This window comes from Neorhizobium galegae (assembly GCF_017877055.1).
Taxonomy (GTDB): domain Bacteria; phylum Pseudomonadota; class Alphaproteobacteria; order Rhizobiales; family Rhizobiaceae; genus Neorhizobium; species Neorhizobium galegae_D.
In genome coordinates this window covers 277,239-302,760 of the sequence record NZ_JAGIPG010000001.1, presented here as the reverse complement: position 1 = coordinate 302,760, position 25,522 = coordinate 277,239, and the positions used below count along the sequence as shown (strand labels likewise).

Here is a 25,522-nt window from a genome sequence, read left to right as displayed (position 1 = left end):
CTCCAATCAGTACAGGTGGCAGGCAACGGTGCGGGTGCCGACCGGTTTCGGCAGCGGTATTTCGGATGCGCAGCGCGCATGAGCTGCCGGACAGCGGTCACGAAACACGCAGCCGGAGGGCGGATTGCGCGGGTCCGGCGCGCCGCGGCCGATCGGCAGCGGATCATGGCTCTGGTCCGGGTTCGGCACCGGAACGGCGGCGACCAGCGCCTTGGTATAGGGATGCAGCGGTTCGCGAACGATATCCTCGGTCGGCCCGTCTTCCATGATCCGGCCGAGATACATGACGATCGTCCGCTCGCAAACGTAACGCACCAGCGCCAGGTCGTGGCTGATATAGATGGCGGTGAGGCCCAGCCGGTCGCGGACGTCGCGGAAAACGTTGAGCACGCCGGCACGCACCGACACGTCAAGCATCGAGACCGGCTCGTCGGCTACCACGAATTCCGGCTGCAGGATCAGCGCCCGCGCCATCACGACACGCTGCAGCTGGCCGCCGGAGAGCTGGTGCGGATAACGGTCGAGGAACTGCGCCGGCTCGGGCAGCTTCACCAGTTCGAGCGCGGTGATGATCCGGCCCTCGCGCTCGCGCCTCGGGATGTCGGCATTTTCCAGCGGCTCAGCCAGCGTCTGGCGGATGGTGAAGCGCGGATTGATCGCATCGAACGGGTTCTGGAAGATCAGCTGTGCCTTGGAGCGGAATTTCTTCAGCCCGCTGCCCCGGACGGCACCGATCTCCTCGCCGTCGAAATGGATCGTACCGCCAGTCTTTTCCTCGAGCTTCAACAGCAGCCGGCCCATCGAGGTCTTGCCGCAGCCCGATTCACCCAGAAGGCCGACGCTTTCGCCCCGCCGGATATCGAAGCTGACGCCATCGACGGCTTTCACCACCGTCGACTTGCCGCGCATGGCCGCGAATGCACCACCCACGGCATAATGCAGCTTGGCATCAAAAACCGAGACCAGGATATCCGGCCTTTTGGCGATCATGTTCATGCCGGGACCATCCATGTCTCCGTCTTGGCGGATTCGATACGCAAGGCAGCACTCTCATGGGCGCGGTGACAGAGCACCGGATGATCCGGCGCAACCTCGATGACCGGCGGCTCGGTGCCGCAGATGTCGAGCGCGAAAGGACAGCGCGGCTTGAACCGGCAGCCGGCCGGCGGCGAAGCAAGGTTCGGCGGCGCGCCTTCGATCGGGGTCAGGATGCCGGAGGCGGCCCCCTGCAGATCCGGAAAGGCATTGCGCAGGCCCATCGTGTAGGGATGCGACGGCGCGGTCAGTGCCGCCTGCATGGTGCCGGATTCGGCCACCTTGCCCGCATACATGACGACGGTGCGGTCGCAGATATAGGCGACGACCGAGATGTCGTGGGTGACGAGGATCACCGAAACGCCGAGCCGCGTCTGCAGCTCCTTGAGCTGGTCGAGGATCTGCCGCTGCACGATGACATCCAGCGCCGTCACCGGCTCGTCGGCGATGATCAGCTTCGGGTCGAGGGCGAGTGCCAAGGCGATGGCCACGCGCTGGCGCATGCCGCCGGAGAACTGGTGCGGATAATCGTTCAGGCGGTTCGCATCGATGCCGACCATCTCGAACAGTTCTTCGGAACGGGCACGGGACTGTTTGCGGTTCAGGCCGCCGCGGCGGCGCAGCACTTCGTCGAGCTGGTATTCGACCGTATAGACCGGATCGAGCGAATTCATGGCGCTCTGGGGAATGAAGGCGATGTCGCGCCAGCGCAGCGCATTCATCTCCTTTTCGGGGATCTTTGCGAGATCCTTGCCGTCGAACAGGATCTGTCCGCCGGTGATCGCGGCATTTTCGGCAATCACCCGCGTCAGGGCACGGGCAATGGTCGTCTTGCCGCAGCCGGATTCGCCGACGAGGCCGGTAATCGAGCCGCGCGGGATGTCGAAGCTCGCGCCATCCACGGCATGGACGAAATTGCGCCCCACCTGATAGCTGACCCGAAGGTCCCGGACGGAAAGAAGGGGTTCGCTCATCGGCTCAACTTCGGGAAGAGGATGTTTTCATAACCACGGGTGATGAAGAAGCCCGCGCTGACGACGAGGATGATGCAGATGCCCGGAGGCACGAACCAGTAATAGGCCTGCTTGGCGAGCGCCTGGCTGGCAAATGCATCCTGCAGCATGTAGCCCCAGCTGATCGAGTTGGGGTCGCCGAAACCCAGGAAACTGATCGACGCTTCGGTCAGGATCGCCCAGCCGATCGCGATCGATCCGTAGAGGAAGGAGAGCGGCAGGATGTTCGGCGCGATATGGCGCAGGATGATCTTGAAATCGGAAGACCCCGCCACCCGCGCTGCCTCGACATAACCGCGGGTCCGAAGCGTCAGCACCTGGCTGCGGATGACGCGGGCGGTATCGCGCCACAGGACCAGCGCCATGGCGATGACGACGTTCCAGATCGACGGCTTCAGGAAGGCCGCAAGCACGATGACGAAGGGCAGGAAGGGAATGCCGAAGGCGATATCTGCAAGCCGCATCAGGATGGCATCCACCCAGCGGCCGAAATAACCGGCGACGAGACCTATGACAGAGCCGATCAGCGCCACCATGAAGGCGGCAGTGATGCCGATCAGCAGCGCCGAGCGGCTGCCGTAAACGAGCTGCGAGAAGATATCCCGGCCGAGGCTGGTGGTTCCCATGATGAAACCGTCCTGCCCCGGCCGGAGGTCCGCCGCGAGATCGTAGGCTGGCGTGTAGAGGATTTCGGTCGGGTCATGCATGGCGATCTGATCGGCAAACACCGCCACGACGATGAACACCAGATAGATGAGAAGACCGGCGGCCGCGAACGGGTCGTTCATCGGCAGTCTGAGTGCACGGAACATCCGGGCAAGGATATGGGGGCGCCTCGGCTTGATGATGGCGGGTGCTGCGATCTCAGGCATGGGAAATCCTTGGATCGAGGAAAGCGTAGAGCAGGTCTGCAGCCAAGTTCATGAAGATCACCACGAGCGCGATCATCAGGAAGGCGCCCTGCGCCAGCGGATAGTCGGAAGCCGCTACCGCGTTGACCAGTTCGCGGCCGAGGCCGGGCCAGGAGAATACCGATTCCACCACGACATTGCCCTGCAGCTGATAGCCGACGGCAATCGCGAACGAGGTCATCACCGGCAGCAGCGCATTGCGGGCAGCATGACGCACCACCACGGTCCAGTTGGACAGGCCCTTGATGCGGGCCATGGTGACGAAGTCCTCCTTCATCACGTCGAGCATGTTGGAGCGCATCAGGAGAAGCGGCAGGCCCTGGCTGTAGATCGCCAGCGTCGCTGCCGGCAGCGCCAGATGGGCGAGGAAATCGCGCGAGGTATAGAGGTCGAGAAAGCCGGAATATTCATTGCCCGGAGCGCGCGTGCCGCCGGCCGGCAGCCAGCCGAGCGAAAACGAGAAGATCGCCAGCATCACCATGCCGAGCCAGAATTCCGGCATGGCGCGGGTGGTCAGCACCAGCGGAATGGCCGCCTGCTCCACCCAACTGCCGCGGCGCCAGGCAAGATAGGCACCGGCGAGAATGCCGAAGACGTAAGCGACGATCAGCGAGGAAAAGGTGAGGATCAGCGTGTTCGGCAACAGGATCCAGATGCGCTGCCCGACCGGCTCGCGGTAGCGAAAACTCTGGCCGAGCTCGCCCTGCAGAAGGTTGCCGAGATAGATCAGGTACTGATGCCACAGCGGCTTGTCGAGGCCGAACTGGGCCATCAGCTGCTGCTGCTGCTCGAGCGTAAAGGTCGGGTCGATATAGGCGGCCATCGGATTGCCCGGCATCAGCCGAAACATCAGAAACAGGATGGTCACCACCGCCCATAAAACAAGAGCGAGCTGCAGCAACCTGCTGCCCACAGCCTTGAAATTCTTCATCTGAAAAGATTCCTTCTCTTGGCTCGGTGCCCCTTCGGGAGGAAAGGCGAGGCATGCCGATGTCAAGCGTCAGGCAAAAAAGGGAGGCGGCGCCAGGAGAGCCCGCCGCCTCCGCGAGGATTACTTGGCGACGACGGTTTCCTTGGTATCGCCCGGATAGCGAAGCTTGCCACCGTCCAGCGTATAGCCGGCATCCTTCAGGGTCTTGGCCGCAACGGCCTGTCCGGCCTTGAAGCTGTCGACGACCGACTTGTCATGCCAGTATTCGAGCGCCGGAGAGACGATGGAGTTCGAGGCGACCGCGAAACCGCGATAGGCAGCCTTGACGATCAGCTGGCGATCGACCGCTTCGGAAAGCGCACGACGGAAAGCCGGGTCGTTGAAGGGCGGGCGGCGTTCGTTGAAGGCGATGTAGCGAAAGCCCATGTCGACGGTGGAAACCACTTCCAGGTCGCCGTCCTTCTTGGCGGCATCGATCAGCACCTGCGGATCGCCGGTGAACTCGCCCATGAAGTTGATCTCACCCGAGCGCAGCATGCCGAGTGCGGCTTCCGCGTTCGGTACGATACGCAGGATCCAGCGATCGACCTTCGGCGCGGCGAAGTGGTCCTTGTTGGCGGCAAGCGTGACGGACTCGTTCTTGGCCCAGCTGGTGAACTTGAACGGACCGGAGCCGATCGGCATCTGCTCCTGATAGCTTTCCGCAGTCTCCGGCTTGGTGGCGAGATCCTTGAGGATCGGCTCCCAGATATGCTTCGGGATCAGGTTGACCTTGGCAAGGCTGGACGTCACGAAGGAGGCGGCCGGTTTCTTCAGCTTGAAGGTGATGACATCGCCGTTGATGGTGATCGCATCGATATTCGTCGCAAAAGGCTTGTACATCGGGGCTTCGCCGCCGACTGCCGCTTCGAACGAGAACTTGACGTCCTCCGGCGTGACCGGCTTGCCGTCATGCCACTTCATGCCGGATTTCAGCTTCACATCGACCGTGGTGCCGTCCTTCCAGGTGAAGCCTTCGGCGGCCCATGCCTTCGGCAGGCCGTCCGGGCCGACGCGCAGCAGGCGGTCCCAGACGAGTTCGGTGATCCAGCTGTCGACGCTGCCCGAGATATAAAGCGGATTGATCGCCTTGATATTGTCGGACGAGTTGATGATCAGGTCCTTCTTGGGTCCAGCCGGCTCGATGCCGAGGAAGGTCCAGGTGTTGCGGATGCCGATGCCACTCTGGTTGACGACCGATTCCGGCTTCCAGACGGTCTTGTCGAAAGCGAAGGTCGACTTCGGATGCACCAGCATCATGTAGGGCTGATCTTTCGACAGGATCTCCTGCGCCTTGAAGACGAGCGCCTTGCGCTTGGCCGGATCGATCTCGCCGCGCTGGGCTTCGGCGGTCGCATCGTAATCCTTGTTCAGGTAGCCCGCGAAATTGTAGCCATCCTTGGCGGTCGAGGAATGGAAGAGGTTGAAGATGAGCTCGTCCGGATCGGAGCGCTCAGGCCGGCCGACCATCTGCCAGGCGGTCGAGTCCCACTGGTCGCGCTTGTACCAGACTTCGTCGGACATCTGCTCCCAGGGAATGGCCCGGACTTCGACATCGAGGCCGAGCTTGCGCCATTCCTGGGCGATCAGCTGGACGGACTGGAATTCCGCCTGCTGGCCGGCCTGCGGGCGGGAGAGGATGGTGATCTTGCGGATCGGATCGCCGGCCCAGGCAGGCAGAGCGATGGCTGTTACCACAAGAGCTGCGAATGCACTTCTCAAAACGGACTTCATGGTCGTTCTCCTCTGAATAGCTTGACTATTCTCTTGTTGGCGAAGGGTTTTCTCCCTCCGCATCGCAAATCCGAAATCGGCCATCGAACACGTTTCCCGCGCATTCGACGCCGATACTCAATTCACAGAATTCTCAATGAGTGCGCCGTAAGGGTTTGCAACCCGCCTCTCAATGTTTTATTCTGTGAAACATCGTTTCGCATTGAGAGCGAGTAAAACACATTCCAAGAAGATTGCAAGAAGCTTCAAGCAATCCAAATCACATGCCGGAGGAGACCATCCGATGACCGAACCAAAAGACTACAAGATCGCGGCGGTGGACCGGGCGCTCGCCCTTCTCGAAGCGCTTGCCGACCGCCCGGACCAGGGCGTCACCTCGCTTGCAAAATCGCTGGGGATGACCAAGTCGCTGGTGTTCCGCCTGCTCCACACGCTGGAGGAACGCGGCTTCGTGTCGCGCGATCCGGAACGCGCCGAATACGCGCTCGGCTACCGCATCGGCGTGCTCGGCGAGCGTCTCGGCAAGGACGGCGCCCTGCTTTACGCCGCCCGGCCGGTCATGGATGCGCTCCGCGACCAGACATCCGAGAACGTCAACCTTGTGGTGCGCGAAGGCCTGAAGAGCTACGTTCTGGCGACCCGCGCCGGCCGGCATTCGATCCGGCTTTTTGCCCAGGCCGGACGCAATGGCCCGCTGCATGCGGGCGGCGGATCGCTGCTTCTGCTGGCTTACGCGGATCCGTCGGTCATCGACGCGGCACTCTCCCAGCCCCTCGAAGCCTTCACGCCCTATACGATCACCGACCGGGCGAAACTGCGCCAGGCCCTCGAGCGCATCCGTGCCAACGGCTACAACATCGTCCTCAACGATCTCGACGAAGGCGCTTTCTCCGTCGCCGCCCCGATCACCGGCGCCGACGGCACGATCATCGCCTCGATCTCGGTCGCCGGCGCTGTCGCCCGTTTCGACGAGGAGCGCCGCGAAAGCCATTTGAAAGCCGCACTCGACGCCGCCGCGGAAATTTCCGAGCGCCTTTCGATCCACGGCCCCGGCGAAAGCGGCCTCGTGAAATCAAGGGCTTGAGGCCCGGTCGGGCCTATCTCCAATCATTCGGAAATTCGCGGGCGCCATGGCGCCCGTTTTCGTCAGTGCGATTTCTAGCCCATCGAAGCCGCTTGCGAGGTCTTCGAACCTCTGTTAGCGTTTTCGTGTTTTGTGAAACGCTGTTTCATCAGATAAAACAATCGGGGAGTACCGGATATGAACGAGATCGAATCTGCCGTTCTGGGAGCGGTGAAGCTGGATGAACCCTGGGCTCTGGTGGAGAGCTTTGCGACCTACAAGCGCGAGCATCCGACCGATGTGAACCGCGCCATGGACGAGGTCGCGGCGCGGCTCGCCAAGCACGGTGTCGAGGTCAAGATGCACGAGGCAGACCTGTTTCTCAGCCTGCCGGGCCTTGCCCGTGTCGAAGCCGGGGGCAAAACCTTCCGCGCCAAGCCGCCGTCCTATTCGCTGGATGCATCGAAGGGCGTGAAGGGCGAGATCGTCTATATCGCCAGCCTCCAGCCGAAAGCGATCTCGACCATGTTCGAGAAAACCGTCGATGGCACCGGCGAACTCGCCGCCAGGGTCCGCGGAAAAGTGGTCCTGTCGGAAGGGTTCGCCAATCCGGGTCTCGTTTCGCAGTTCACCGAGCTTGGCGCGGTCGGCGTCATCGCCATCAACCCCGGCGTCGATATCCACTGGGGCACCTGCACTACCGTCTGGGGCACGCCCGATCTCGACGACCTGCCGCGCAAGCCGTCGATCCCGGCCGTTGCCGTCAACCGCGAGAGCGGCGATGCGCTGATCGAGCTTGCCAGGACCGGCACCGAAGTCACCATCTTTGCCGACATGGAAGAGGGCTGGTTCAAGTCGAAACTGCCGGAAGTCTTCATCAAGGGCACCGAGGAACCCGACAAATACGTCTTCCTGCACGGCCATCTCGACAGCTGGGATGTCGGCGTCGGCGACAATGCCACCGGTGATGCAACGATGCTCGAAATCGCCCGCGTTCTCTGGGCCAACCGCGACAAGTTGAAGCGCTCGATCCGCATCTGCTGGTGGCCCGGCCACTCGACCGGCCGTTATGCCGGCTCCACCTGGTTCTCCGACAATTTTGCGCTCGACCTTGACGAAAACTGCGTCGCCTCGGTCAATTGCGACAGCCCCGGCTGCCGCTGGGCAACCGAATTCATCAACCTCTGCATGATGACCGAGACGGAAGCCTTCCTCTCCGACGTCATCGAGGAAGTGGCGGGCAAGAAAGCCGAGGCAGAACGCCCGCACCGAGCCGGCGACTATTCCTTCAACAATATCGGCCTGTCGAGCTACCTGATGCTGTCCTCGACCATGACGGAACGGGACCGCGAGGAGAAGGGCTACTACACGGTCGGCGGCTGCGGCGCCAATATAGCCTGGCACACCGAAAACGATACGCTGGAGATCGCCGACAAGGACATCATGCTGCGCGACATCAAGGTTTACCTGCTCGCCGTGCTGCGCAATGCCAACGCAAAGATCCTGCCCTTCGACTGGCGCGCGACCGCCAGGGAGTTCCTTCACACAGTCGACACCTACCAGAAGAAGGCCGGCAACCGCTTCGACCTTTCGCCGAGCCGCAAGGCGGTCGAGTCCTTGGCCGAAGCACTCGCCGCATTCTACGCCGGGATCGACAGCGGCAAGATCGAGCCGAAGGCCGCCAACCACGTGATCCAGAGGCTCGCCCGCATCCTGGTGCCGCTCAACTACACCCGCGAGCAGCGCTTCCGCCACGACCCGGCTTTGCCCATCCCGGAATTGCCCGCCATCTCGACGGCCGCCGACCTCGACAAGCTCGGCCCTGAAAAGCTCGGCTTCGCCAGGACGCAGCTTGTGCGCGGCCAGAACCGCGTGATCTCGGCTCTGCGTCAGGCCGAACAGCTGGTCCGCGCGGCTTGATCACCAACGGATAGACTAAGCCCGTGCCGAGAGACCGGCGCGGGCACCTGTGATGCTCTCCTCATTGCCACGCCTGTCAGCAACCCTGAAATTATAGTGATAGTATAAAATCGCATTTGTCTCAGTTGAATTCATGCATTAGCGTCCGCTGCCGGCAGCAGTCTGCGGCCGTCGGATGGGATACCCATCCACCGGGCGTTTGAATCTCGGCACGGAGGCCGAAGAGGCGCATCCGGCAGAAATCGCCTGGCGTGGGAGAGTGTTTTTGAGCAGTGATCATGAGGTCTTCACCGGTCGCCGGGAAGACATAAGGTTTATTACCGGCCAAGGCGCATATACCGCAGACAAGGTGCTGGACAACCAGCTCTACGCCGCATTTTTAAGAGCCGATCAGCCGCACGCACGCATCGTGTCGATCGATGTCGAGGCGGCACTCGAGGCACCCGGCGTCCATATCGTGCTGACCGGCAAGGACGCGTTGGAGGCCAGCCTGATCGCCCCCGGGCCGCTGGTCTCCTTCCCCGGCGTCGATGGCATGAAGATCAAGGCACCGAACCGATATGCGCTTTCGACCGACCGTGTCCGCTTCGTCGGCGAACCGGTTGCCATGGTCGTGGCCGACAGTGCCGAAGCGGCGGCCGATGCGGCCGAGCTGATCGCGGTGGAATACGAGGACCTGCCGGCGATCGTCGATCCGGAAGCGGCACTGGAAGCCGGCGCGCCGCAACTTTTCGACGACGTGCCGGGCAATCTGGTTTTCCTGCATGGTTTCGGCGACGAGGCCACGACCGACGAAGCCTTCGCCAAGGCGGCGCATGTCGCGACGCTGACGGTCGAGTCTCAGCGCGTCGCCGCCAACCCGCTGGAACTCAAATCCTTCATGGCGTCTTACGATCTGAGAACGGATGTCTTCGACGTCTACTCCGCCAGCCAGGGCACGGGTCTCGCAGACGGGTTGGCCCGCTTCACCGGCCACCCGCCGGAAAAGGTGCGGCATCACATGGGCGATGTCGGCGGCAGTTTCGGCATCCGTGGCGCGGCCTATCCCGAATATGCAGCGATCATGCTCGCAGCCAGGAAACTCTGTCGGCCGGTGCGCTGGACGGCCAGCCGAACCGAAAGCTTCCTCGCCGATTATCACGGCCGCGCTGTCAGGTTCACCGGCGAGCTTGCTCTCAGCGAAACCGGCGATTTCCTCGCCATCCGGATGAATATCGTCTGCGATCTCGGCGCTTATCATTCGCCGCCCGGCGCGCTGATCAATGTGCTCAACCCGATGCTGACGGGCACCGGATGTTACCGCATCCCGGCGGTATTCGGCCTCAACCGCCTCGCCTTCACCAATACCTCGCCGATCGCCGCCTATCGCGGCGCCGGCCGCCCGGATATCAACTATTTCGTCGAACGCCTGGTCGATCAGGCCGCCAGCGATATCGGCATGGACCGCATCGAGCTTCGCCGGAGGAACCTGATCCCGGACGACGCCTATCCCTACAAGACGCCGACCACGGTTTACGACAGCGGCAGCTATGTGGCGATGCTCGAAGAGGCCGTTTCGATCTCCGACTGGAGGGGTTTCGAAGCCCGCCGGAAGGAATCGGAAAGGCGCGGCAACCTGCGCGGCATCGGCATGGGCATCTTCATCGAACCGTCCGGCGGCGGCCATATGCCGGAGGAAACCGAGATCCGCTTCGAGGCGGACGGCACGCTGACGCTCTACACGCTTTCCGGCTCCGCCGGCCAGGGCCACGAAACGGTGCTGCCGCGGCTGGTCGCCAGGGAACTCGGCATCGACGAGAATCTGATCAACCTGCGCGCCAACAGCGTTCATGCACCTCACAAGCTCAAGGGTGCGGGCACGATGGGGTCGCGCACCATGGCCTCGCACGGCGCGTCCCTGACCATCACCTCCCGCGAAGTTGTGAAGAAGGGCCTGAAACTCGCGGCCGAAGCGCTGGAAGCCTCGGAAACCGACATCGAATTCGACCACGGCCACTACAAGGTGGCCGGTACCAACATGTCGATCTCGCTCCTGGAACTGGCGGCCCGCAACGTCACGCCGGACGGCAATGCGCTCGACACGCTGGCGTCGATCCAGCCGGAGCGCAATTTCCCCGGCGGCGTGCATGTCGCCGAAGTGGAGATCGACCCGAATACCGGCGAGACCAAGGTCACCTCCTATATCGGCGTCGACGACGCCGGCCATGTCGTCAACCATACCCTGCTTGAAGGCCAGATGCATGGCGGCCTCGCCCAGGGCGCGGGTCAGGTCTTCGGCGAGCACATCGTCTACGACCGCGACAGCGGCCAGATGCTGACCGCCACCTTCATGGACTATTTCATGCCGCGCGCCGATTTCATGCCGACGCCGCGTTTCTTCGATCTGCCGACCCCCTCGCCCACCAATGTGCTCGGCGTCAAGGGCGGCGGCGAAGCCGGCACGACCGGCGCGCTGCCGACGCTGATGAACGCCATCCTGGATGCGCTCCGCCCGGCCGGAGTCAGGGATTTCGACATGCCTGCAACGCCTTACAGGGTCTGGGATGCCCTGAAGGCCGCCAGGGCGGGCGCTCGATAGGCGAGCGCCTCTTCCCTTCGTGCATTGCGTCAACGCCTTGCGGGACGCTAGAAGTTCATTTCGACAAAATGAACCGCAAGGCTTCGACGCAATGACATTGGACGATATCACCAAGACGGTCATCGACCGGGCGAGCGACAAGCGACGTTTCATCGTTGCGGTCGCCGGCCCGCCAGGCGGCGGAAAATCGACGCTCGCCGACGCCCTGCACGAAGCCCTGCTAGCGCGAGGGGAAACCGCCGAAATCCTGCCGATGGACGGCTTCCACATGGACAACGGCCTCCTCGAAGCCCGCGGCCTGCTGCCCCGCAAGGGCGCGCCACAGACTTTTGACGTGCGCGGTTTTGCGGATGTCCTGAGAGCGGTGCGGCAGGGAGACGAGGAAGTTCTGGTGCCGGTCTTCGATCGATCGCGCGAGATCGCCATCGCCTCGGCCCGCCCCATCTCTCCCGACACCCATATCGTTCTGGCGGAAGGCAACTACCTGCTGATCGACGAGGCACCCTGGTCGCGGCTCGCCGAGATGTTCGACCTCACGATCTTCGTTGGCCCTTCGGAGGAAGTGCTGCGCGAGCGGCTGAAGGCTCGCTGGGTGCATTACGGGCTCGACGAAGCGGGGATCGCGTGGAAACTCGACGGCAACGACCTGCCGAACGGCCGCTATATCCTCAACCATTCGCGGGCAGCCGATATCAGACTCGACAGCTTCTGAGGCGGCATGGCTTACCATACACCGGTTGCATCAGCGCTGCGGGCGCGCGGCGTCTCGATACTTAGGAAAGCGCCCGGTCATCGCCGGGCGCTTCATCTGGAACGAGGTCAGGCCTGCAATTCCGCGACCTTCGGCTGACCGGCATTCGCTGCCGGCGTTTCAGTCAGAAGGTCCGCCTCGTCGATATAGGCACGGCCTTCGACATGGCCGATGGCGATCCGCGAAGTCTTCCCATCGACCGATGCCGTGAATTCGGTGACTTCGGGTGCGTCCACGGTTCCGGCGTCATCGAAAAGCTCGAACATCGGCCGGCCGGTCATGCTGGCGGCGGGCTGGAGGCCCAGCATTTCGAGAACGGTCGGGGCGATGTCGTAGATCGCAGTGCGAGATGCGATCACCTGTCCGCCGCTTTTGAGGCCTGCGCCGTCGCCGATCAAGACCGCCGCAAGCTCGGTCGAATGCAGGCCGCCATGCGACCCGCCGCCGAGCGGAATACCGCTATAGCTGCCGGCATCGCAGATCGAAGTGCCCGGCACGCCGAACGCGTTCTCCGCATCGTCGCCCTTCAGATTGATATAGAGATCCGGCGCGCGGGGATGCGCAGCACCCGTCAGCCCCAGCGCCAGCGTGCCCGCAAGGATGCCCTCAGGCGACCCCGGCTCGGTGGCCCGGGTAAAGGTCGCGCCATACCAGGGCTGGACGGCAAGTGCATCGAAAACGCCCTGCAGAAGACCCTTGTCGAATGTCCGGAGCCAGAAGCCCGGTGCGCGGCCGCGGCGGTAAAGCACGTCGATGCCATCGTCATATCGCAGGCCCGCGGAGATACCCGCTTCCTTCAGCGCATCGCCGACCGAGATGAATTCCACGATGGTAGAATGACCATGATCGGAGGTGACGAAAATGACGATGCCGTCTTTTTCGGGCTGTTTGTCACGCCATTCCAGGAGGTTGCCGATCGCCACATCGCAGTCGCGCATCGAGGTGAGCATGCCCTCGGCGCCGAGGCCGTAGCGGTGCGACGCGCTGTCGACTTCCGTCAGCCAGATGATCGCCACATCCGGCTTCCTGGCGGGCCAGACGGTATCCGTGAACACTGCGACAGCCTGCTTTTCCGCGCCACGATCAAGACCGTTTGCCGGCATCCTGTGCTGTTCGGCGATGTCGACGGCAAGCTCTGGCGGGAAGCCGATCGCCGGATGGCGAACATTGTAGCCGGCCTGGTCCCGGTCGGCGCCCTTCCAGTTGAGCGCGGTGAACGAACCCTGCCCGCTCGACGTCACGACCGCGAACGACTTGCCGTTCCTGGCGAGCGTTTCGGAGAGGTTGGTGGCGGTCACCATGCCGCCGGTCAGCCGCTTCTCGCCGGCCCGCCAGTCGTGGATCGTATCCGTGCCGGTCAGCCGGCCGGATCCGTCGCGGGAGTAGAATTCGTTGCCGAGCACGCCGGTGGTTTCCGGCCGCGCGCCGCTGGCAAGCGCCGTCAGGGCGCCCCGCGTCTCGCTCGGGAACACCGTCCTGTGGTCCTTGCTCGATACGCCCCGCGCCCGCATCCCTGCGAGATTGGGCATGGTGACCTCGTTGATCATATCGGGGCGCAGCCCATCGATGCCCACGACGATGACATGGAGGGCGTTGGGGCGGATGTCAGCCATTGTCCTTGACCTTTTCTGCGGGTGCGGGAATCGCAAATCGCCTGCGTTGCCGGGTTCTAGGTCGCCGACATTTCAACAGCGTGACATCTTCGAATTATCGCATCTGCCGGCAAAGCCGCACCAACGGCCCATCAGAAAGGCAGACGAGCCGACACGTGCGGCAAAGGCCGGACTAGAGGGCCACTCCCGTTTCGCGGTCGAAGACATGCACCTGCTCGGCCGGAATGTTAGCTTCGAACCGTGCGCCGTAACGGGCCGGATATTCGCCATCGACGATCGCGACCACCGGGTGGCCGGCAAGGTCGAAGATGATGTGGGTCTGCGCGCCGGTCGGCTCGACCAGCAGGGTCTGGCCGGCAAGCGCCGTTCCACCCACGCCGGGGCTTAGATGCTCCGGACGCAAGCCGACCTTGATCGCCTGGCCGCGTTTCACCTTGCGGTCCGGCGCTATGCGGATCGCGGTTCCGTCGCCAAGCCGCGCGGAGGGTTCGCCGCCATCGCCGTCCACGGTGCCGTCGAGAAGGTTCATCGCCGGAGAACCGATGAAGGCGGCGACGAAGAGATTGGCCGGCTTCTTGTACAGTTCCATCGGAGTGCCTTCCTGCTCCACCTTTCCCTGGTTGAGGACAACGATCCGGTCGGCAAGCGTCATCGCCTCGATCTGGTCGTGGGTAACGTAGATCGACGTCGTCCCGACCTTCTGGTGCAGCTGCTTGATCTCGGCGCGCATCTGCACGCGCAGCTTGGCGTCGAGATTGGAGAGCGGCTCATCGAACAGGAAGACGGCCGGGTTGCGGACGATCGCCCGGCCCATGGCGACGCGCTGGCGCTGACCGCCGGAAAGCTGCGCCGGCTTGCGGTCGAGAAGCGGCATCAGGTCGAGCATGCGGGCGGCTTCGGCGACGCGTTCGGCAATCACCGGCTTCGGGGTGCCGGAAAGGCGCAGGTTGAAGCCCATGTTCTCGGCGACCGTCATGTGCGGATAAAGCGCATAGGACTGGAACACCATGGCGATGTTGCGTTCTCGCGGCGTAAGCTCGTTGACGACAGCATTGTCGATGACGACGTCCCCGCCGGTGATTTCCTCAAGCCCGGCAATCATGCGCAGCAGCGTTGATTTTCCGCAGCCGGAAGGCCCGACCAGCGCGACGAACTCGCCGTCTTCGATCGCCAGCGACACGCCGTGGATGACCGGGAGTGCGCCATAGGCCTTGCGGACTTGTCTGAGTTCGACGGATGCCATGCGAATTACTCCGGGTCGGGGCTCAGGACTTCACCGCACCGGCGGTCAGACCGGCGATGATGTGCTTCTGGGCCAGGAAGAAGGCGATGATGGTGGGCAGGATGGTGAGCGTGATGAAGGCCAGCACCAGCTGCCATTCGGTGCTGAATTCGCCCCGGTAGATCATGATGCCAAGCGGCCATGGATAGCGGCTCTCGGAATTCAGCATGATCAGCGGCACGATATAGCTGTTCCAGCTGCCGACGAAGGAGATGATGCCGACGGTGGCGATGATCGGCCGCGACAGCGGCAGCGTGATATGCCAGAAGAACCGCATGTAGCCGCAGCCGTCCACGAAGGCCGCGTCGAAGAGTTCGGACGGCAAATTGCGGAAATAGTTGCGGAACAGCATGATGCTCATGCCCATGCCGAACGCGACCTGCGGCAGCACCACCCCCCAGTATGTATCGATGAGCCCCAGATCGCGGATGCGGATATAGAGCGGCAGGATCGCGGTCGCTGCCGGAAACATCAGTCCGATCAGGAAATAGTTGACCAGATGACTGGAGCCGAAGAAGCGGATATGCGCAAAACAGAAGGCCGCCATGGCGCCGAACGTCAGCGTCAGGAACACCGTCAGCAACGCGATGATCAGCGAATTGCTCATCTGCAGCCAGTAGCGTTTGCTGACGATGATGTCCGTGTAGTTCGACCACTGCCATTCCGTCGGCAGGCCGAAAGGATTGCCGCGCAGTTCGCCCAGCGTCTTGAAGCCGCCGAGCGCGGTGCTGATGAGCGGCACGACCACGATGGCCGCCACGATGATCAGCGACACGTACATGTAGACCTGCGTGCCGGCGCGGATGCGCTGGCCGGAGGTCGGGGCGCTGGCGGCATCGATGGGCGGTGCTGTCGAAATCTCAGTCATTGCGCATGAATACCCGCTTGTAGCTGAAGGCGAGCGTCACGCAGATCACGAACAGCACCACGCCGACGGCGCTGCCGAACCCGACCTGCATGCGGGTCACCCCGAAATTGTACAGGAACGTCACCATCGTCTGCGTCGAGTTCGACGGCCCGCCGCCTGTGAGCGGCATGATCATGTCGAAGAGCTGCAGCGAACCGACGACCGCAAAGAAGACGGAGAGGCGCACGGTGGAACCGAGCAGCGGCAATGTCACAAGCCGGAACTTCTGGAAACCGGTCGCGCCGTCGATGTCGGCCGCCTCCAGCACGCTCTTGTCGATCGCCTGCAGGCCGGCGATGAAGAGCATCATGTGAAAGCCGAAATACTTCCAGACGACGACGCCCAATATCGCGTACATCGCCGCGTCCCGGTCGGCCAGCCAGAAGGGCGCCTCGACACCGAGCATCTGCGAGATACCGGCGACGAGACCGAAATCCCCGTCATAAACGAAACGCCAGATCATGCCGGCCGCAACGTCCGCGAGCACGTAGGGCAGGAAGAAGATCAGCCGGAAGAACAGCGCACCCTTGATCCGGCTGGAAATCATCGTCGCCAGCCAGAGCGCCAGCGGCACCTGCACGCAGAGCGAGGCGAGCACGATCAGGCCGTTGTTGATCAGTGCCTGCGTGAAGGCGCTATTGCGGAAAATGAGCTGGTAGTTGCGCCAGCCGACCCACTGCGTCGGACTGCCATAGCCGTTCCAGTTGTAGAAGGAATACCAGGCGGCCTCGCCCATGGGCAGAATGACCAGCACCGTGAACAGAAGAAGCGCCGGCGGCAGGAACAGGATCAGCACCGGCCACTTGCTATTGGCCATGGACCGCTTGCGGTGCCGCGATACCGCAATTGGGTTCCCGGCAGGCACTGCGTTGGCAGACATCAGCGTATCGCTCATCGATTTTTCGAGCCTTTCGGGCTGCAAAACGGCGTCAGGCGAAAACAGGAACCGACGCTCCCGGGGTCATGACCTCAGGCGCGCCGGCACTGCGCTTACTTGCGCTCCAGAGAATAGGCATCCTCGATCTGCTGGGCCGCAGCCGCCGGCTTCATGCCGCCGGAGACCACTTCGACGCTGATGTCGTTGACGATCGCACCGACATTGGGACCGAGATCCTGGTCGAGGAAGTTCTGGTGCCAGGTTTCCTTGCCAAGAGCCTCCGCAACTTCCTTCAGCAGCGGCTTGGAGATCGCTTCGCTCGCACCCTTGGCGACCGGCATGATCTGCGTATCCCTGGCGAGCACCTTCTGCACGTCGACGCTCGCCATGTAGCGGAGGAAGTCCTCGGTTTCAGGCGGCGCGTTCTTGGTGACCGCCCATCCGTTGAGACCGCCGAAGCTGTCGGTGGTAACCCCGGCCCCACCGCTGACGACGGGGAACGGGAAGCGACCGATATTGTCGTCGGGCAGGCCTTTGCGGCTCGTCGAATTCGACGCCTGGGTCGCGGGCGTATTCTCGAAGCTCAGGATGAGCGCGGCACGGCCATCACCGAACGTGGCAAGTGCATCGTTCCAGGTCGCACCCAGATAGCCATTCTGGAACGGCTCAAGCTTGCCGAGCTCGGCCATGCGCTCGCCAGCCTTGACGAAAGGCTTGCCGGCGAAGCCGTCGTTCTTGCCGGCCTTGGCATCGGCAAAGCCCTTTTGCCCGGCTTCACGCATCGAGAGATAGCTCCAGTAGAAATGCAGAGGCCATTTGTCCCGCCCGCCGCCGGCGATCGGTGTAATCCCTGCCTGCTTCAGCGCCTTGACGGCACCGAGGAAGTCGTCCCAGGTCGCGATCTTGGAGGCATCGACGCCCGCCTTCTTGAACAATTCCTTGTTGTAATAGAAGGAAACGAGGCCGGTCCTGACGGGCGAAGCCCAGACCTTGCCGTCGAAGGTCAGGCCATCGACGGCGGAGGCGTTGACGGACTTGCGCCATTCCCCTCCATTCGCGTCGATCGCCGCATTGATCGGCCGCAACGTGCCGGTCTCCGACTGCGCCTTCAGGACGCCGCCACCCCACGTATAGAAGATGCTCGGCGCATCGTTCGACTGCAGAAGTGTCGGCAGTTTGGCCTTGAAGGCCTGGTTTTCCAGGAATTGCAGCTCGACTTTGACGCCGGGATGCTTGGCCTCGTAATCCCTGGCGATCTGGTTCCAGACCGCTACGTTTCCCGGCACCTGCTCGACATGCATCCAGCGAATGATGCTGTCCGCCGCAGCAGCGCCGGCCGTAAACAGGCCACCCGCGAGCGCAACGGCGGTCGCGGAAATCAAACGCATCCTGTGATATCTGTTGGACATTGAAGGCGCTCCTCCCAAAGCTTTATTCCTGTATCCGAATTAAATAATCGGCAAGCCTAACGCATCTGTCAATAGCCTTGCGCGCCGTTGCAAGATTTTGGCGAAATTTGCGCCAATTGCTGCTTTTATCTATTGCATGCAGCACAAAATCGGCTCTAGAACAAAGCGGATTTAATTTGCACCTCGAATTAAATAGCAGTTCGGTGCAGAAGCCGACGAGTGCGCAGAAGATGAAGACCGCCGATCCCGAATTGTTGCGCGCCATCAACCGCCTGAATGTGCTTGATACGATCCGGCGGCGCGGCCCTATTTCCCGCGTCGAAATTTCCGAGCGCACCGAACTCTCGACCACCACCGTTTCCGCCATTACCGGTTCGCTGCTCGACGACGGACTGATCCTGACCCGCCACGAGGGCGATATCCGCAACGAGGCGGTGCGCGGCCGGCCGCGCGTCATGCTGGAAGTCAATCCGGATGCCGCCCGCGTCGTCGGCGCCAAGATCGCCGCAAGCCGCATGGTCTTCGTGGTCACCAATTTCCGGGGCGACGTGCTCTCCACGCTCACTTTGCCGATCCGTATCGACCGCCAGCCGATCGCCGTCATCGCCGACCTCGTCGAGGACGGCGTACGCCGCTGCGTCGTCGATGCCGGCCTGTCGCTGGAGGATGTCGACAGCGTCTGCCTTGGCCTTCCCGGCGTCATCGAACACCGCACCGGACATATCCGCTCAAGCCCGATCTTCCGCGAGATCAACATCGATTTTGCTGCGGAAATGTCGGCGCGCCTATCGACTCCGACGATCGTCGAGAGCGATGCCCATGCCATCACGCTCGGCCATCACTGGTTCGGCAAGGCCCGCGATCTGCAGGATATGGTCCTGATCTCGCTCGAACAGACGCTCGGCCTCGGCGTGCTGCATGGCAACCGGCTTTTCCGCGGCGCCGGCGGCCTCAGCCACAATCTCGGCGACCTCGTGCTCGGCACCGGACCGCAAGGCATCGTGCGGCTTTCGAGCCAGGCCGGCGAAAGCGCCATCCTCGGCGAGCAGCAGACGGACGGCCGTTTTGCCGAAGCAGTAAGGCTCGGTCGCGGCATGACCCATGTTCAGGCGCTGATCCAGGCCGACGACGACCGGCTGATCGGCGCGGCCGTCCGCGCCGGCGAGGCCGTGGGGCTGACCATCGCCAACATCGTCACGCTTTTCGCGCCGCCGCGCGTCATCCTGGTCGGCTCGTCGCTGGCATTGGGCGAACCGTTCCTGAACAGCCTGCGCGATGCCTATGCGCTCGCCATTCCGCCGTCGCTGAGGGGCGTCAGCGAACTCGTCTTCGACGATTCGACCGACGATTTCTGGGCGCAGGGGGCAGCTGCCGTCGCACTTTACGAACTTTATGAATCGCCCTGGAGCACCACCGGGCCAGCGCTCTGACGCGCCCCAAGGGACCAGGAAGCATCAGCATTTATCGGGAGGGAAATAATGGATAAAGTCGGTATCGGCATCATCGGATGCGGCAATATTTCGGGCGCCTATCTGAAGGCGATGACCTCGGCCTTTCCGATCCTCGATATCCGCGGAGTGGCGGATCTCAACCGCGACCTGGCTGAGGCGAAAGCCTCCGAATTCAATCTAAAGGCCCGCACCGTCGATGAACTACTGGCCGATCCGAAGGTCGAGATCATCGTCAACCTGACGATCCCCAAGGCCCATGTCGCCGTCGGCCTCCAAGCGCTCGATGCCGGCAAGCACACCTATTCGGAAAAACCTCTCGGGATTAATTTCGCGGAAGGGAAAAAACTGGCGGAAGCCGCCAAAGCCAAGGGCCTGCGCATCGGCGCTGCCCCTGATACCTTCCTCGGCGGCGGCCACCAGACCGCCCGCGAACTGATCGACCAGGGCGTCATCGGCATTCCGGTCGGCGGCACCGCGACCTTCATGTGCCCCGGCCACGAGCGCTGGCACCCGAACCCGGCCTTCTATTACGAAGTCGGCGGCGGCCCGATGCTCGATATGGGCCCCTATTACATCACAGATCTCGTCAACCTGCTCGGTCCCGTCTCGCAGGTGGCGGGTTTTGCGATCACCCCCCGCAAAGAGCGCCTCATCACGAGCGAACCGCGCAATGGCGAGCGTATTCCGGTGCATGTTCCAACCCATGTGGCGGGGGTCATGGCCTTTGCCAACGGCGCGGTGGTGCAGATCGGTATGAGCTTCGACGTCGCCGGCCACAAGCATGTGCCGCTCGAAGTCTACGGCACGGAAGGCACGCTGATCGTGCCGGACCCGAACCGTTTCGAGGGACCTGTCGGCTATCTGAAGAAGGGTGGCCAATTCGAGGACCAGCCCACCACCTTGCCCTATGCGGACGGCAACTATCGCTCGATCGGCGTCGCGGACCTCGCTTACGCGATCCGTTCCAACCGACCGCATCGGGCCAACGGCGATCTGGCGCTGCATGTGCTGGAGGTCATGGAAGCCTTCCACACAGCGTCCGCCGAAGGGCGCACGATCAAGATTACCACGGCGACGGAGCGGCCCGCTCCGCTGTCGGAATCGCTCGTTGACGGCCGGCTGGCGAAATAATTCTGGAGGACGAACAAAATGCGTGAAGCACTCATCGTATGGGGCGGCTGGAGCGGCCACGAACCGCAGGAATGCGCCGAAATCATCAGGGACATGCTCGAAGAGGACGGTTTCAAGGTCTATCTCGAGCATTCGACTGAGGCTTTTGCCGATCCCTCCATCCATGATCTCAGCCTCATCGTGCCGATCATGACGATGTCGAAGATCGAGAAGGAAGAGGTGAAGAACCTCGCGGCCGCCATCCAGAGCGGCGTCGGCATTGCCGGTTACCACGGCGGTGCGGGCGATGCATTTCGCGAGTCGGTCGACTACCAGTTCATCATCGGCGGCCAGTGGGTCGCCCATCCCGGCAACATCATCGACTACACGGTCAACATCACCCGCCCGGACGACCCGTTGATGGAGGGGATCACCGATTTCCCCTACACGTCCGAGCAATATTACATGCATGTCGATCCCTCGAACGAGGTGCTGGCCACGACCACCTTCACCGGTGACCACGCCTACTGGATCAACGGCGTCGTCATGCCGGTGGTCTGGAAGCGGAAATACGGAGAGGGCCGCGTCTTCTATTCCTCCCTCGGCCATCAGGCCAAGGAATTCGACGTGCCGCAGATGAAGACGATCTTCCGCCGCGGTGCGAACTGGGCCGCGAGGTGAGGCGGAGCTGAGGCTTCGAGCTCGCGGCGCCACCGCGGGTTACCTCTCCCGTGGCGGGAGAGGTTACAAAATCATGACCTTAGCTTCAGCTAAGTCATAGATTTTGTTGGTGAGGGGGCTGTCTTGCCAGAAACATCCCCTCACTTGCGATTTCTAACCCCTAGCTGAAGCTAAGATGTTGAAATTGCTTTCTCTCCCGCAAGGGGGAGAGATAGAGACGCTGCACCGCCTCACATCCCCTTCAACGCCGCAAACATCTCCGCGAAAACCGCATCCGCCCGATAAAACACCGGCGGGCTGCCAATCGGCGACGCAACCGTCACCTCTTCCCCACCCGCATATTCTTTCCCGCTCCACACATGCACCCAGGTCACCCCCTCCGGCAGATAGACGCTCCGCACCTCCTGCGCCGCATGCCAGACGGGCGCCACCAGCAGTTCCGCGCCGTAGAGATAGGCGTCCTGAATGGCATAGGTCTTCGGATCATGCTCGTGATGCAGGAAGAGCGGCCGCTGCACCGGCAGGCCCCGAGCGGCGGCCTCCGCTGACAGCGTCTTCAGATACGGCGCCAGATGCACATAGATCCGCGTCATCCGCGCGAAATGGGCCAGCACCTCGGGGTCCTGATCGATCTGGATATTGTCGCGCGGCCGGTTGCCCTCGTGGCTGCGCATGACCGGCGTGAAGGCCGCCATCTCGGCCCAGCGCATCAAGAGTTCCGGCGTGCGGACATTGCCGAACAGGCTCGTGTATCCCCCGATATCGGAGTGATGGTAGGCATTGCCGAGCAGGCCCGACGAGAGGGCAGCGCACATCACGGTGACCAGCCCGTCATGTCGGGAGAAATCCACCGACTGGTCGCCGCCCCAGAGCAGCGGGCAATGTTTCTGTACGCCGGTGAAGCCGGCGCGCATGAAGAACAACGCCTCGCCCGTCTTGCCGCGGCTGGCGATCGCCTTGGCATTGACCTCGGCCCAGAGCGTCGGCCAGGCGTTGTGCATCAGCTTGGCATCGATGCCGTTCGCAAGCTCGACATCGATCGGCAGGTATTCGCCGAAATCGGCCATCCAGCCGGTCAGCCCGAAATCGAGCATGCGACGGCCGATGACCTCCTCGGCAAACCAGTCGGCCGCTTCCGGATTGGTAAAATCGACGACCCCGCAATCGAACTCGCCGAAATCGACGATCGCGGTTCGGCCGAGCTGATCCTTGGCGAAATAACCTGCCGCTTCCGCTTCGGGAAAGAGCGAGCCATCGACGCAGAGATAGGGATTGACGTAACCGAGGAAGCGGATGCCCTCCTCGTTCAGTTCGGCGATCCGCCGGCGCAAGTCTGGATAACGCTCCTCGTTCGCCTGCCAGTCCCAGAAGAGACGGGAGCCGAACGAAGTCTGGCGAAGGCCAACCCAATCCTCGCACCAGAGGCCAGACACCTGCACGCCGGCATTGCGCATCTTTTCCAGCCGCTCGAAGGAATTGACGCCGTCCTTGAGGCCGATGATCGCGCCATTGTAGACCCAGTCCGGCAGCTCCGGCTGCCGCCCGAAGCGCAGCGACAGGGCCTCGACCAGTTCGACGAAATTCGGTGCGTCAAACAGCTCGATCCGCTCCGGCACCGCCCAGACTTCGATCTCGTGAAACGTCTTGCGGCGGAAATCGAAGACGGAATAGGCGGTCGTCTCCACATGCAATGCGTAACGCGCCGAGGAGATGTAGGTCGGCTGCGGATAGTTGGTGTTGTAATAGTCGCCGCCCGCCTTGTCCTTCAGGTCGGACTTGAAGGTGATTTCGCTCGTCTTGTCCCGGCCGACACCCGGCTCAGAGGTCCACAGCGGAAAGCGGCGGCCCCGCATGTCGAAATAGGACATCTGCTCGCCGCCACCCCAGACGTGCTCGTCATTTTCTGCATGGGTGCGGATCCAGAAGCGGTTGATCGTCTCGTCCAGCGACCGGAAATGCACGGCGGTTTGCGAGATCGTCAGCTCCAGCCGCGGCGCCCGGCCCTGCGCCTCCGAGAGGCTGATCGTGTTGCCGTCGACATCCGCGTGGCGTAGGGCGCTGCGCTCGACGATGTAATCCTCGACCTCGAAATTGCCGCGGTACATGTCCATCCGCTCCTGCCCCTGGCCCACGAATATGCAGGGCGAGGTAGAGCTGTGCCGCAGGATGCTGCGGCCGTTCAGGGAAATGGAAAAACCGTCTTGTGTTGTCTCGAATTTCATCGTGTCGGTACTCGATTGTTGTCTACCGCAGCCGCGATACGTAGCGCGCCACGGAATGGTCGAACCATGTGCGGGAAACCTCGGCCAGCGCTCCGTCCTGTGCCAGGCTCGTCCGAAGCACGTGGGGGATCGGCGAGCCCGGCTTCTGGCCGAAAACAGGCGGCGCCCAGTCGGGCACGGTGTCGAGGTCGATCTTGTCCTCCGCCCGGACGATCCAGAGACCCAGCCGGGTGCGGTAGTAGAGATAGAGAGATTCCGACAGCTCCTCCGGCGCGATCGCCGCCACATAGGACCCATCGAGCCAGATCTCCTCGAGCGCCGCGACTTTGCCCGACAGCCGACGAATGCGGCGGATGCGGTGTCCTTCCGGCGAAAAGCCGAACCTCGGCAGGTCCTTGGGTTTGTCGAGCCGCATCACGTCGAGCAATTCCGCGGTCGGCAGGCCGCCGCCCTGGATGAGTTCCAACCGGAACATCGCATAGACGCTCTTCGGATCGCTGATCGCCCGGACGTAGTTGCCTGATCCCTGCACCCGCTCCAGGAGCCCGCGGTTCTGCAGTTCCGCCAGCGCCTTGCGCAAGGTGCCGACAGCAATGCCGAGCTGCACCGCCATGTCGCGCTCGGGGGCCAGCTTTTCGCCATCGACAAGCCGGCCGGCGGCGATGTCGCGAACCAGCAGTTCGGCGATTTGCAGATAGATCGGCAGGCTGCCCGGATAACTGTCCATAAGCCGTTTCCCCCTCCCCGGGAATGACGCACTCAAATTGATACACCATTGATTTACACAAACACGGATGATATTCAAGGGTCAGGAGTTGAGGAGAATCTGATGACTGTCGTGCCCATAACATCGCCGGATCTCGATGCCGCTGAGGTATCCTGGTTCGCCGCCCTGTGCTCAGACGACTACGCCTATCTCGGCGTGCCAGATGACGCGCTGAAGTCTAGCTGGGAACATTGCTCCGACATCGTCAGGCGCACTGAGGCGCTCGGCTTTCGCAACATCCTCTGCCCGTCTTCCTATCAGGTCGGTCAGGACACGCTGAGCTTCGTCGCCGCCTGCTCGCAGATAACCGACAGGATCAATCTGCTGGCAGCCATCCGCTGCGGCGAGATGCAGCCGATCATGCTCGCCCGCACCGTCGCGACCCTCGACCACATGCTGAAGGGCCGGCTGACGCTCAACGTCATCAGCTCCGATTTTCCCGGCGAAGTCGCCGACAGCGCCTTCCGTTACCGCCGCAGCCACGAGGTCGTACAGATCCTCCGTCAGGCCTGGACGCGCGACACGATCGATCACGAGGGCGAGGTCTATAATTTCAGGGGCGTCACCACCGAGCCGGCGAGGCCCTACCAGCAGAACGGCGGCCCGCTCCTCTATTTCGGCGGCTATTCGCCGGACGCACTGGAGCTCTGCGGCGCCCAATGCGACGTCTACCTCATGTGGCCGGAAACCAGGGACCAGTTGGCCGAGCGGATGAAAGCGGTCCACGCCCGCGCCGCCGCCCATGGCCGGACACTCGACTACGGCCTGCGCGTCCACATGATCGTCCGCGACACCGAGAAGGAGGCCCGCGACTACGCGGAGCATCTGGTCTCCAAGCTGGATGACGAATACGGCCAGCTGATCCGCAGCCGCGCCCATGACAGCACCTCGCTCGGCGTCTCGCACCAGGCGAAGGCCCGCGAACTCGCCGACAAGTTTGGCTACGTCGAACGGCACCTCTGGACGGGCATCGGCCGGGCCCGTTCTGGTTGCGGCGCGGCGCTGGTCGGTTCCGCCGACCAGGTGCTCTCGGAAATCGAGGCCTACCGGAAGATGGGCATCCGGGCTTTCATCTTTTCGGGCTATCCGCATCTCGACGAGGCGGAACATTTCGGTCAGAAGGTCCTGCCCGAGCTCAAGACCTGTTCGCTGCCGCATGCCTATGGTCGCGTGCCGGCCGAGACACCCGCAACGCCGCTCGGCAACGGGAGACGACACTGATGACCCCT

Annotated in this window: 20 protein-coding genes; 8 read left to right on the top strand and 12 right to left on the bottom strand. The window is 62.7% G+C overall.

Annotated features, from left to right (window positions below):
• Positions 1-6: 6 nt before the first annotated feature.
• From J2857_RS01200 to J2857_RS01180, 5 genes are all read right to left on the bottom strand, one after another.
• Positions 7-996 (bottom strand): ABC transporter ATP-binding protein, encoded by a 990-nt coding sequence (locus tag J2857_RS01200; protein WP_210008169.1) that lies wholly within the window; start codon positions 994-996, stop codon positions 7-9.
• Positions 993-2,009: an ABC transporter ATP-binding protein gene (locus J2857_RS01195; RefSeq protein ID WP_210008168.1), complete on the bottom strand. Its 1,017-nt coding sequence runs from the start codon at positions 2,007-2,009 to the stop codon at positions 993-995. Before J2857_RS01195 ends, J2857_RS01200 begins: the two co-directional genes overlap by 4 nt.
• Entirely contained in the window at positions 2,006-2,920 is a 915-nt protein-coding gene (locus J2857_RS01190) for an ABC transporter permease (RefSeq protein WP_210008167.1), read from the bottom strand. Before J2857_RS01190 ends, J2857_RS01195 begins: the two co-directional genes overlap by 4 nt.
• A complete protein-coding gene (locus tag J2857_RS01185) occupies positions 2,913-3,890 on the bottom strand; it encodes an ABC transporter permease (protein ID WP_040124667.1) in 978 nt (325 codons plus the stop codon). Before J2857_RS01185 ends, J2857_RS01190 begins: the two co-directional genes overlap by 8 nt.
• A gap of 120 nt (positions 3,891-4,010) precedes the next feature.
• A complete protein-coding gene (locus tag J2857_RS01180) occupies positions 4,011-5,663 on the bottom strand; it encodes an ABC transporter substrate-binding protein (RefSeq protein WP_210008166.1) in 1,653 nt (550 codons plus the stop codon).
• A 283-nt stretch (positions 5,664-5,946) separates the two neighbouring features.
• On the opposite strand from J2857_RS01180, the gene J2857_RS01175 reads away from it, so the two are divergent.
• The 4 genes from J2857_RS01175 to J2857_RS01160 all read left to right on the top strand — a co-directional run bounded on the left by J2857_RS01175 (position 5,947) and on the right by J2857_RS01160 (position 11,936).
• Positions 5,947-6,747: an IclR family transcriptional regulator gene (locus J2857_RS01175; RefSeq protein ID WP_210008165.1), complete on the top strand. Its 801-nt coding sequence runs from the start codon at positions 5,947-5,949 to the stop codon at positions 6,745-6,747.
• 177 nt (positions 6,748-6,924) lie between these two features.
• The gene (locus tag J2857_RS01170; protein ID WP_210008164.1) at positions 6,925-8,646 is read left to right on the top strand and encodes a M28 family peptidase; all 1,722 of its coding nucleotides are present in this window, start codon (positions 6,925-6,927) and stop codon (positions 8,644-8,646) included.
• A 265-nt stretch (positions 8,647-8,911) separates the two neighbouring features.
• Positions 8,912-11,224 carry a xanthine dehydrogenase family protein molybdopterin-binding subunit gene (locus tag J2857_RS01165; protein ID WP_210008163.1) on the top strand — a complete coding sequence of 771 codons (2,313 nt, stop codon included), beginning with the start codon at positions 8,912-8,914 and terminating at the stop codon, positions 11,222-11,224.
• Positions 11,225-11,315: 91 nt separating this feature from the next.
• The gene (locus J2857_RS01160; protein WP_210008162.1) at positions 11,316-11,936 is read left to right on the top strand and encodes a nucleoside triphosphate hydrolase; all 621 of its coding nucleotides are present in this window, start codon (positions 11,316-11,318) and stop codon (positions 11,934-11,936) included.
• Positions 11,937-12,043: 107 nt separating this feature from the next.
• Here the strand turns inward: J2857_RS01160 and J2857_RS01155 are convergent, their stop codons facing one another.
• The 5 genes from J2857_RS01155 to J2857_RS01135 all read right to left on the bottom strand — a co-directional run bounded on the left by J2857_RS01155 (position 12,044) and on the right by J2857_RS01135 (position 18,063).
• Positions 12,044-13,588 carry an alkaline phosphatase family protein gene (locus J2857_RS01155; RefSeq protein ID WP_210008161.1) on the bottom strand — a complete coding sequence of 515 codons (1,545 nt, stop codon included), beginning with the start codon at positions 13,586-13,588 and terminating at the stop codon, positions 12,044-12,046.
• A 172-nt stretch (positions 13,589-13,760) separates the two neighbouring features.
• Positions 13,761-14,831, bottom strand: a complete 1,071-nt coding sequence (locus J2857_RS01150) for an ABC transporter ATP-binding protein (RefSeq protein ID WP_210008160.1) — start codon at positions 14,829-14,831, stop codon at positions 13,761-13,763.
• Positions 14,832-14,853: 22 nt separating this feature from the next.
• On the bottom strand, positions 14,854-15,651 hold the full coding sequence (locus J2857_RS01145; RefSeq protein WP_210009980.1) for a carbohydrate ABC transporter permease: 798 nt from the start codon (positions 15,649-15,651) through the stop codon (positions 14,854-14,856).
• A gap of 79 nt (positions 15,652-15,730) precedes the next feature.
• The gene (locus tag J2857_RS01140) at positions 15,731-16,594 is read right to left on the bottom strand and encodes a carbohydrate ABC transporter permease (RefSeq protein ID WP_432420134.1); all 864 of its coding nucleotides are present in this window, start codon (positions 16,592-16,594) and stop codon (positions 15,731-15,733) included.
• 173 nt (positions 16,595-16,767) lie between these two features.
• A complete protein-coding gene (locus J2857_RS01135) occupies positions 16,768-18,063 on the bottom strand; it encodes an ABC transporter substrate-binding protein (protein ID WP_210008158.1) in 1,296 nt (431 codons plus the stop codon).
• A gap of 230 nt (positions 18,064-18,293) precedes the next feature.
• Here J2857_RS01135 and J2857_RS01130 point away from each other — a divergent pair, with 230 nt between their 5' ends.
• From J2857_RS01130 to J2857_RS01120, 3 genes are read left to right on the top strand one after another with little or no spacing between them, the layout of a single operon-like run.
• Positions 18,294-19,493 carry an ROK family transcriptional regulator gene (locus J2857_RS01130; RefSeq protein ID WP_210008157.1) on the top strand — a complete coding sequence of 400 codons (1,200 nt, stop codon included), beginning with the start codon at positions 18,294-18,296 and terminating at the stop codon, positions 19,491-19,493.
• Between the two features lie 48 nt (positions 19,494-19,541).
• The gene (locus J2857_RS01125; RefSeq protein ID WP_210008156.1) at positions 19,542-20,645 is read left to right on the top strand and encodes a Gfo/Idh/MocA family protein; all 1,104 of its coding nucleotides are present in this window, start codon (positions 19,542-19,544) and stop codon (positions 20,643-20,645) included.
• Between the two features lie 18 nt (positions 20,646-20,663).
• Positions 20,664-21,305, top strand: a complete 642-nt coding sequence (locus tag J2857_RS01120) for a ThuA domain-containing protein (RefSeq protein ID WP_210008155.1) — start codon at positions 20,664-20,666, stop codon at positions 21,303-21,305.
• Positions 21,306-21,535: 230 nt separating this feature from the next.
• Here the strand turns inward: J2857_RS01120 and J2857_RS01115 are convergent, their stop codons facing one another.
• The gene (locus tag J2857_RS01115; RefSeq protein ID WP_348635668.1) at positions 21,536-23,584 is read right to left on the bottom strand and encodes an alpha-glucosidase; all 2,049 of its coding nucleotides are present in this window, start codon (positions 23,582-23,584) and stop codon (positions 21,536-21,538) included.
• On the bottom strand, positions 23,550-24,254 hold the full coding sequence (locus J2857_RS01110) for a GntR family transcriptional regulator (protein WP_210008153.1): 705 nt from the start codon (positions 24,252-24,254) through the stop codon (positions 23,550-23,552). The genes J2857_RS01115 and J2857_RS01110 overlap by 35 nt, the downstream gene beginning before the upstream one ends.
• 102 nt (positions 24,255-24,356) lie before the next feature.
• On the opposite strand from J2857_RS01110, the gene J2857_RS01105 reads away from it, so the two are divergent.
• On the top strand, positions 24,357-25,514 hold the full coding sequence (locus J2857_RS01105; RefSeq protein ID WP_210008152.1) for an LLM class flavin-dependent oxidoreductase: 1,158 nt from the start codon (positions 24,357-24,359) through the stop codon (positions 25,512-25,514).
• Positions 25,515-25,522 lie beyond the last annotated feature (8 nt).

Excerpts from the sequence above, each read along its gene's own strand:
- J2857_RS01200 (WP_210008169.1), bottom strand. The coding sequence starts at position 996 with ATGAACATGATCGCCAAAAGGCCGGATATCCTGGTCTCGGTTTTTGAT.
- J2857_RS01195 (WP_210008168.1), bottom strand. The coding sequence starts at position 2,009 with ATGAGCGAACCCCTTCTTTCCGTCCGGGACCTTCGGGTCAGCTATCAG.
- J2857_RS01190 (WP_210008167.1), bottom strand. The coding sequence starts at position 2,920 with ATGCCTGAGATCGCAGCACCCGCCATCATCAAGCCGAGGCGCCCCCAT.
- J2857_RS01185 (WP_040124667.1), bottom strand. The coding sequence starts at position 3,890 with ATGAAGAATTTCAAGGCTGTGGGCAGCAGGTTGCTGCAGCTCGCTCTT.
- J2857_RS01180 (WP_210008166.1), bottom strand. The coding sequence starts at position 5,663 with ATGAAGTCCGTTTTGAGAAGTGCATTCGCAGCTCTTGTGGTAACAGCC.
- J2857_RS01175 (WP_210008165.1), top strand. The coding sequence starts at position 5,947 with ATGACCGAACCAAAAGACTACAAGATCGCGGCGGTGGACCGGGCGCTC.
- J2857_RS01170 (WP_210008164.1), top strand. The coding sequence starts at position 6,925 with ATGAACGAGATCGAATCTGCCGTTCTGGGAGCGGTGAAGCTGGATGAA.
- J2857_RS01160 (WP_210008162.1), top strand. The coding sequence starts at position 11,316 with ATGACATTGGACGATATCACCAAGACGGTCATCGACCGGGCGAGCGAC.
- J2857_RS01155 (WP_210008161.1), bottom strand. The coding sequence starts at position 13,588 with ATGGCTGACATCCGCCCCAACGCCCTCCATGTCATCGTCGTGGGCATC.
- J2857_RS01150 (WP_210008160.1), bottom strand. The coding sequence starts at position 14,831 with ATGGCATCCGTCGAACTCAGACAAGTCCGCAAGGCCTATGGCGCACTC.
- J2857_RS01145 (WP_210009980.1), bottom strand. The coding sequence starts at position 15,651 with ATGTACGTGTCGCTGATCATCGTGGCGGCCATCGTGGTCGTGCCGCTC.
- J2857_RS01140 (WP_432420134.1), bottom strand. The coding sequence starts at position 16,594 with ATGGCCAATAGCAAGTGGCCGGTGCTGATCCTGTTCCTGCCGCCGGCG.
- J2857_RS01135 (WP_210008158.1), bottom strand. The coding sequence starts at position 18,063 with ATGTCCAACAGATATCACAGGATGCGTTTGATTTCCGCGACCGCCGTT.
- J2857_RS01130 (WP_210008157.1), top strand. The coding sequence starts at position 18,294 with ATGAAGACCGCCGATCCCGAATTGTTGCGCGCCATCAACCGCCTGAAT.
- J2857_RS01125 (WP_210008156.1), top strand. The coding sequence starts at position 19,542 with ATGGATAAAGTCGGTATCGGCATCATCGGATGCGGCAATATTTCGGGC.
- J2857_RS01120 (WP_210008155.1), top strand. The coding sequence starts at position 20,664 with ATGCGTGAAGCACTCATCGTATGGGGCGGCTGGAGCGGCCACGAACCG.
- J2857_RS01110 (WP_210008153.1), bottom strand. The coding sequence starts at position 24,254 with ATGGACAGTTATCCGGGCAGCCTGCCGATCTATCTGCAAATCGCCGAA.
- J2857_RS01105 (WP_210008152.1), top strand. The coding sequence starts at position 24,357 with ATGACTGTCGTGCCCATAACATCGCCGGATCTCGATGCCGCTGAGGTA.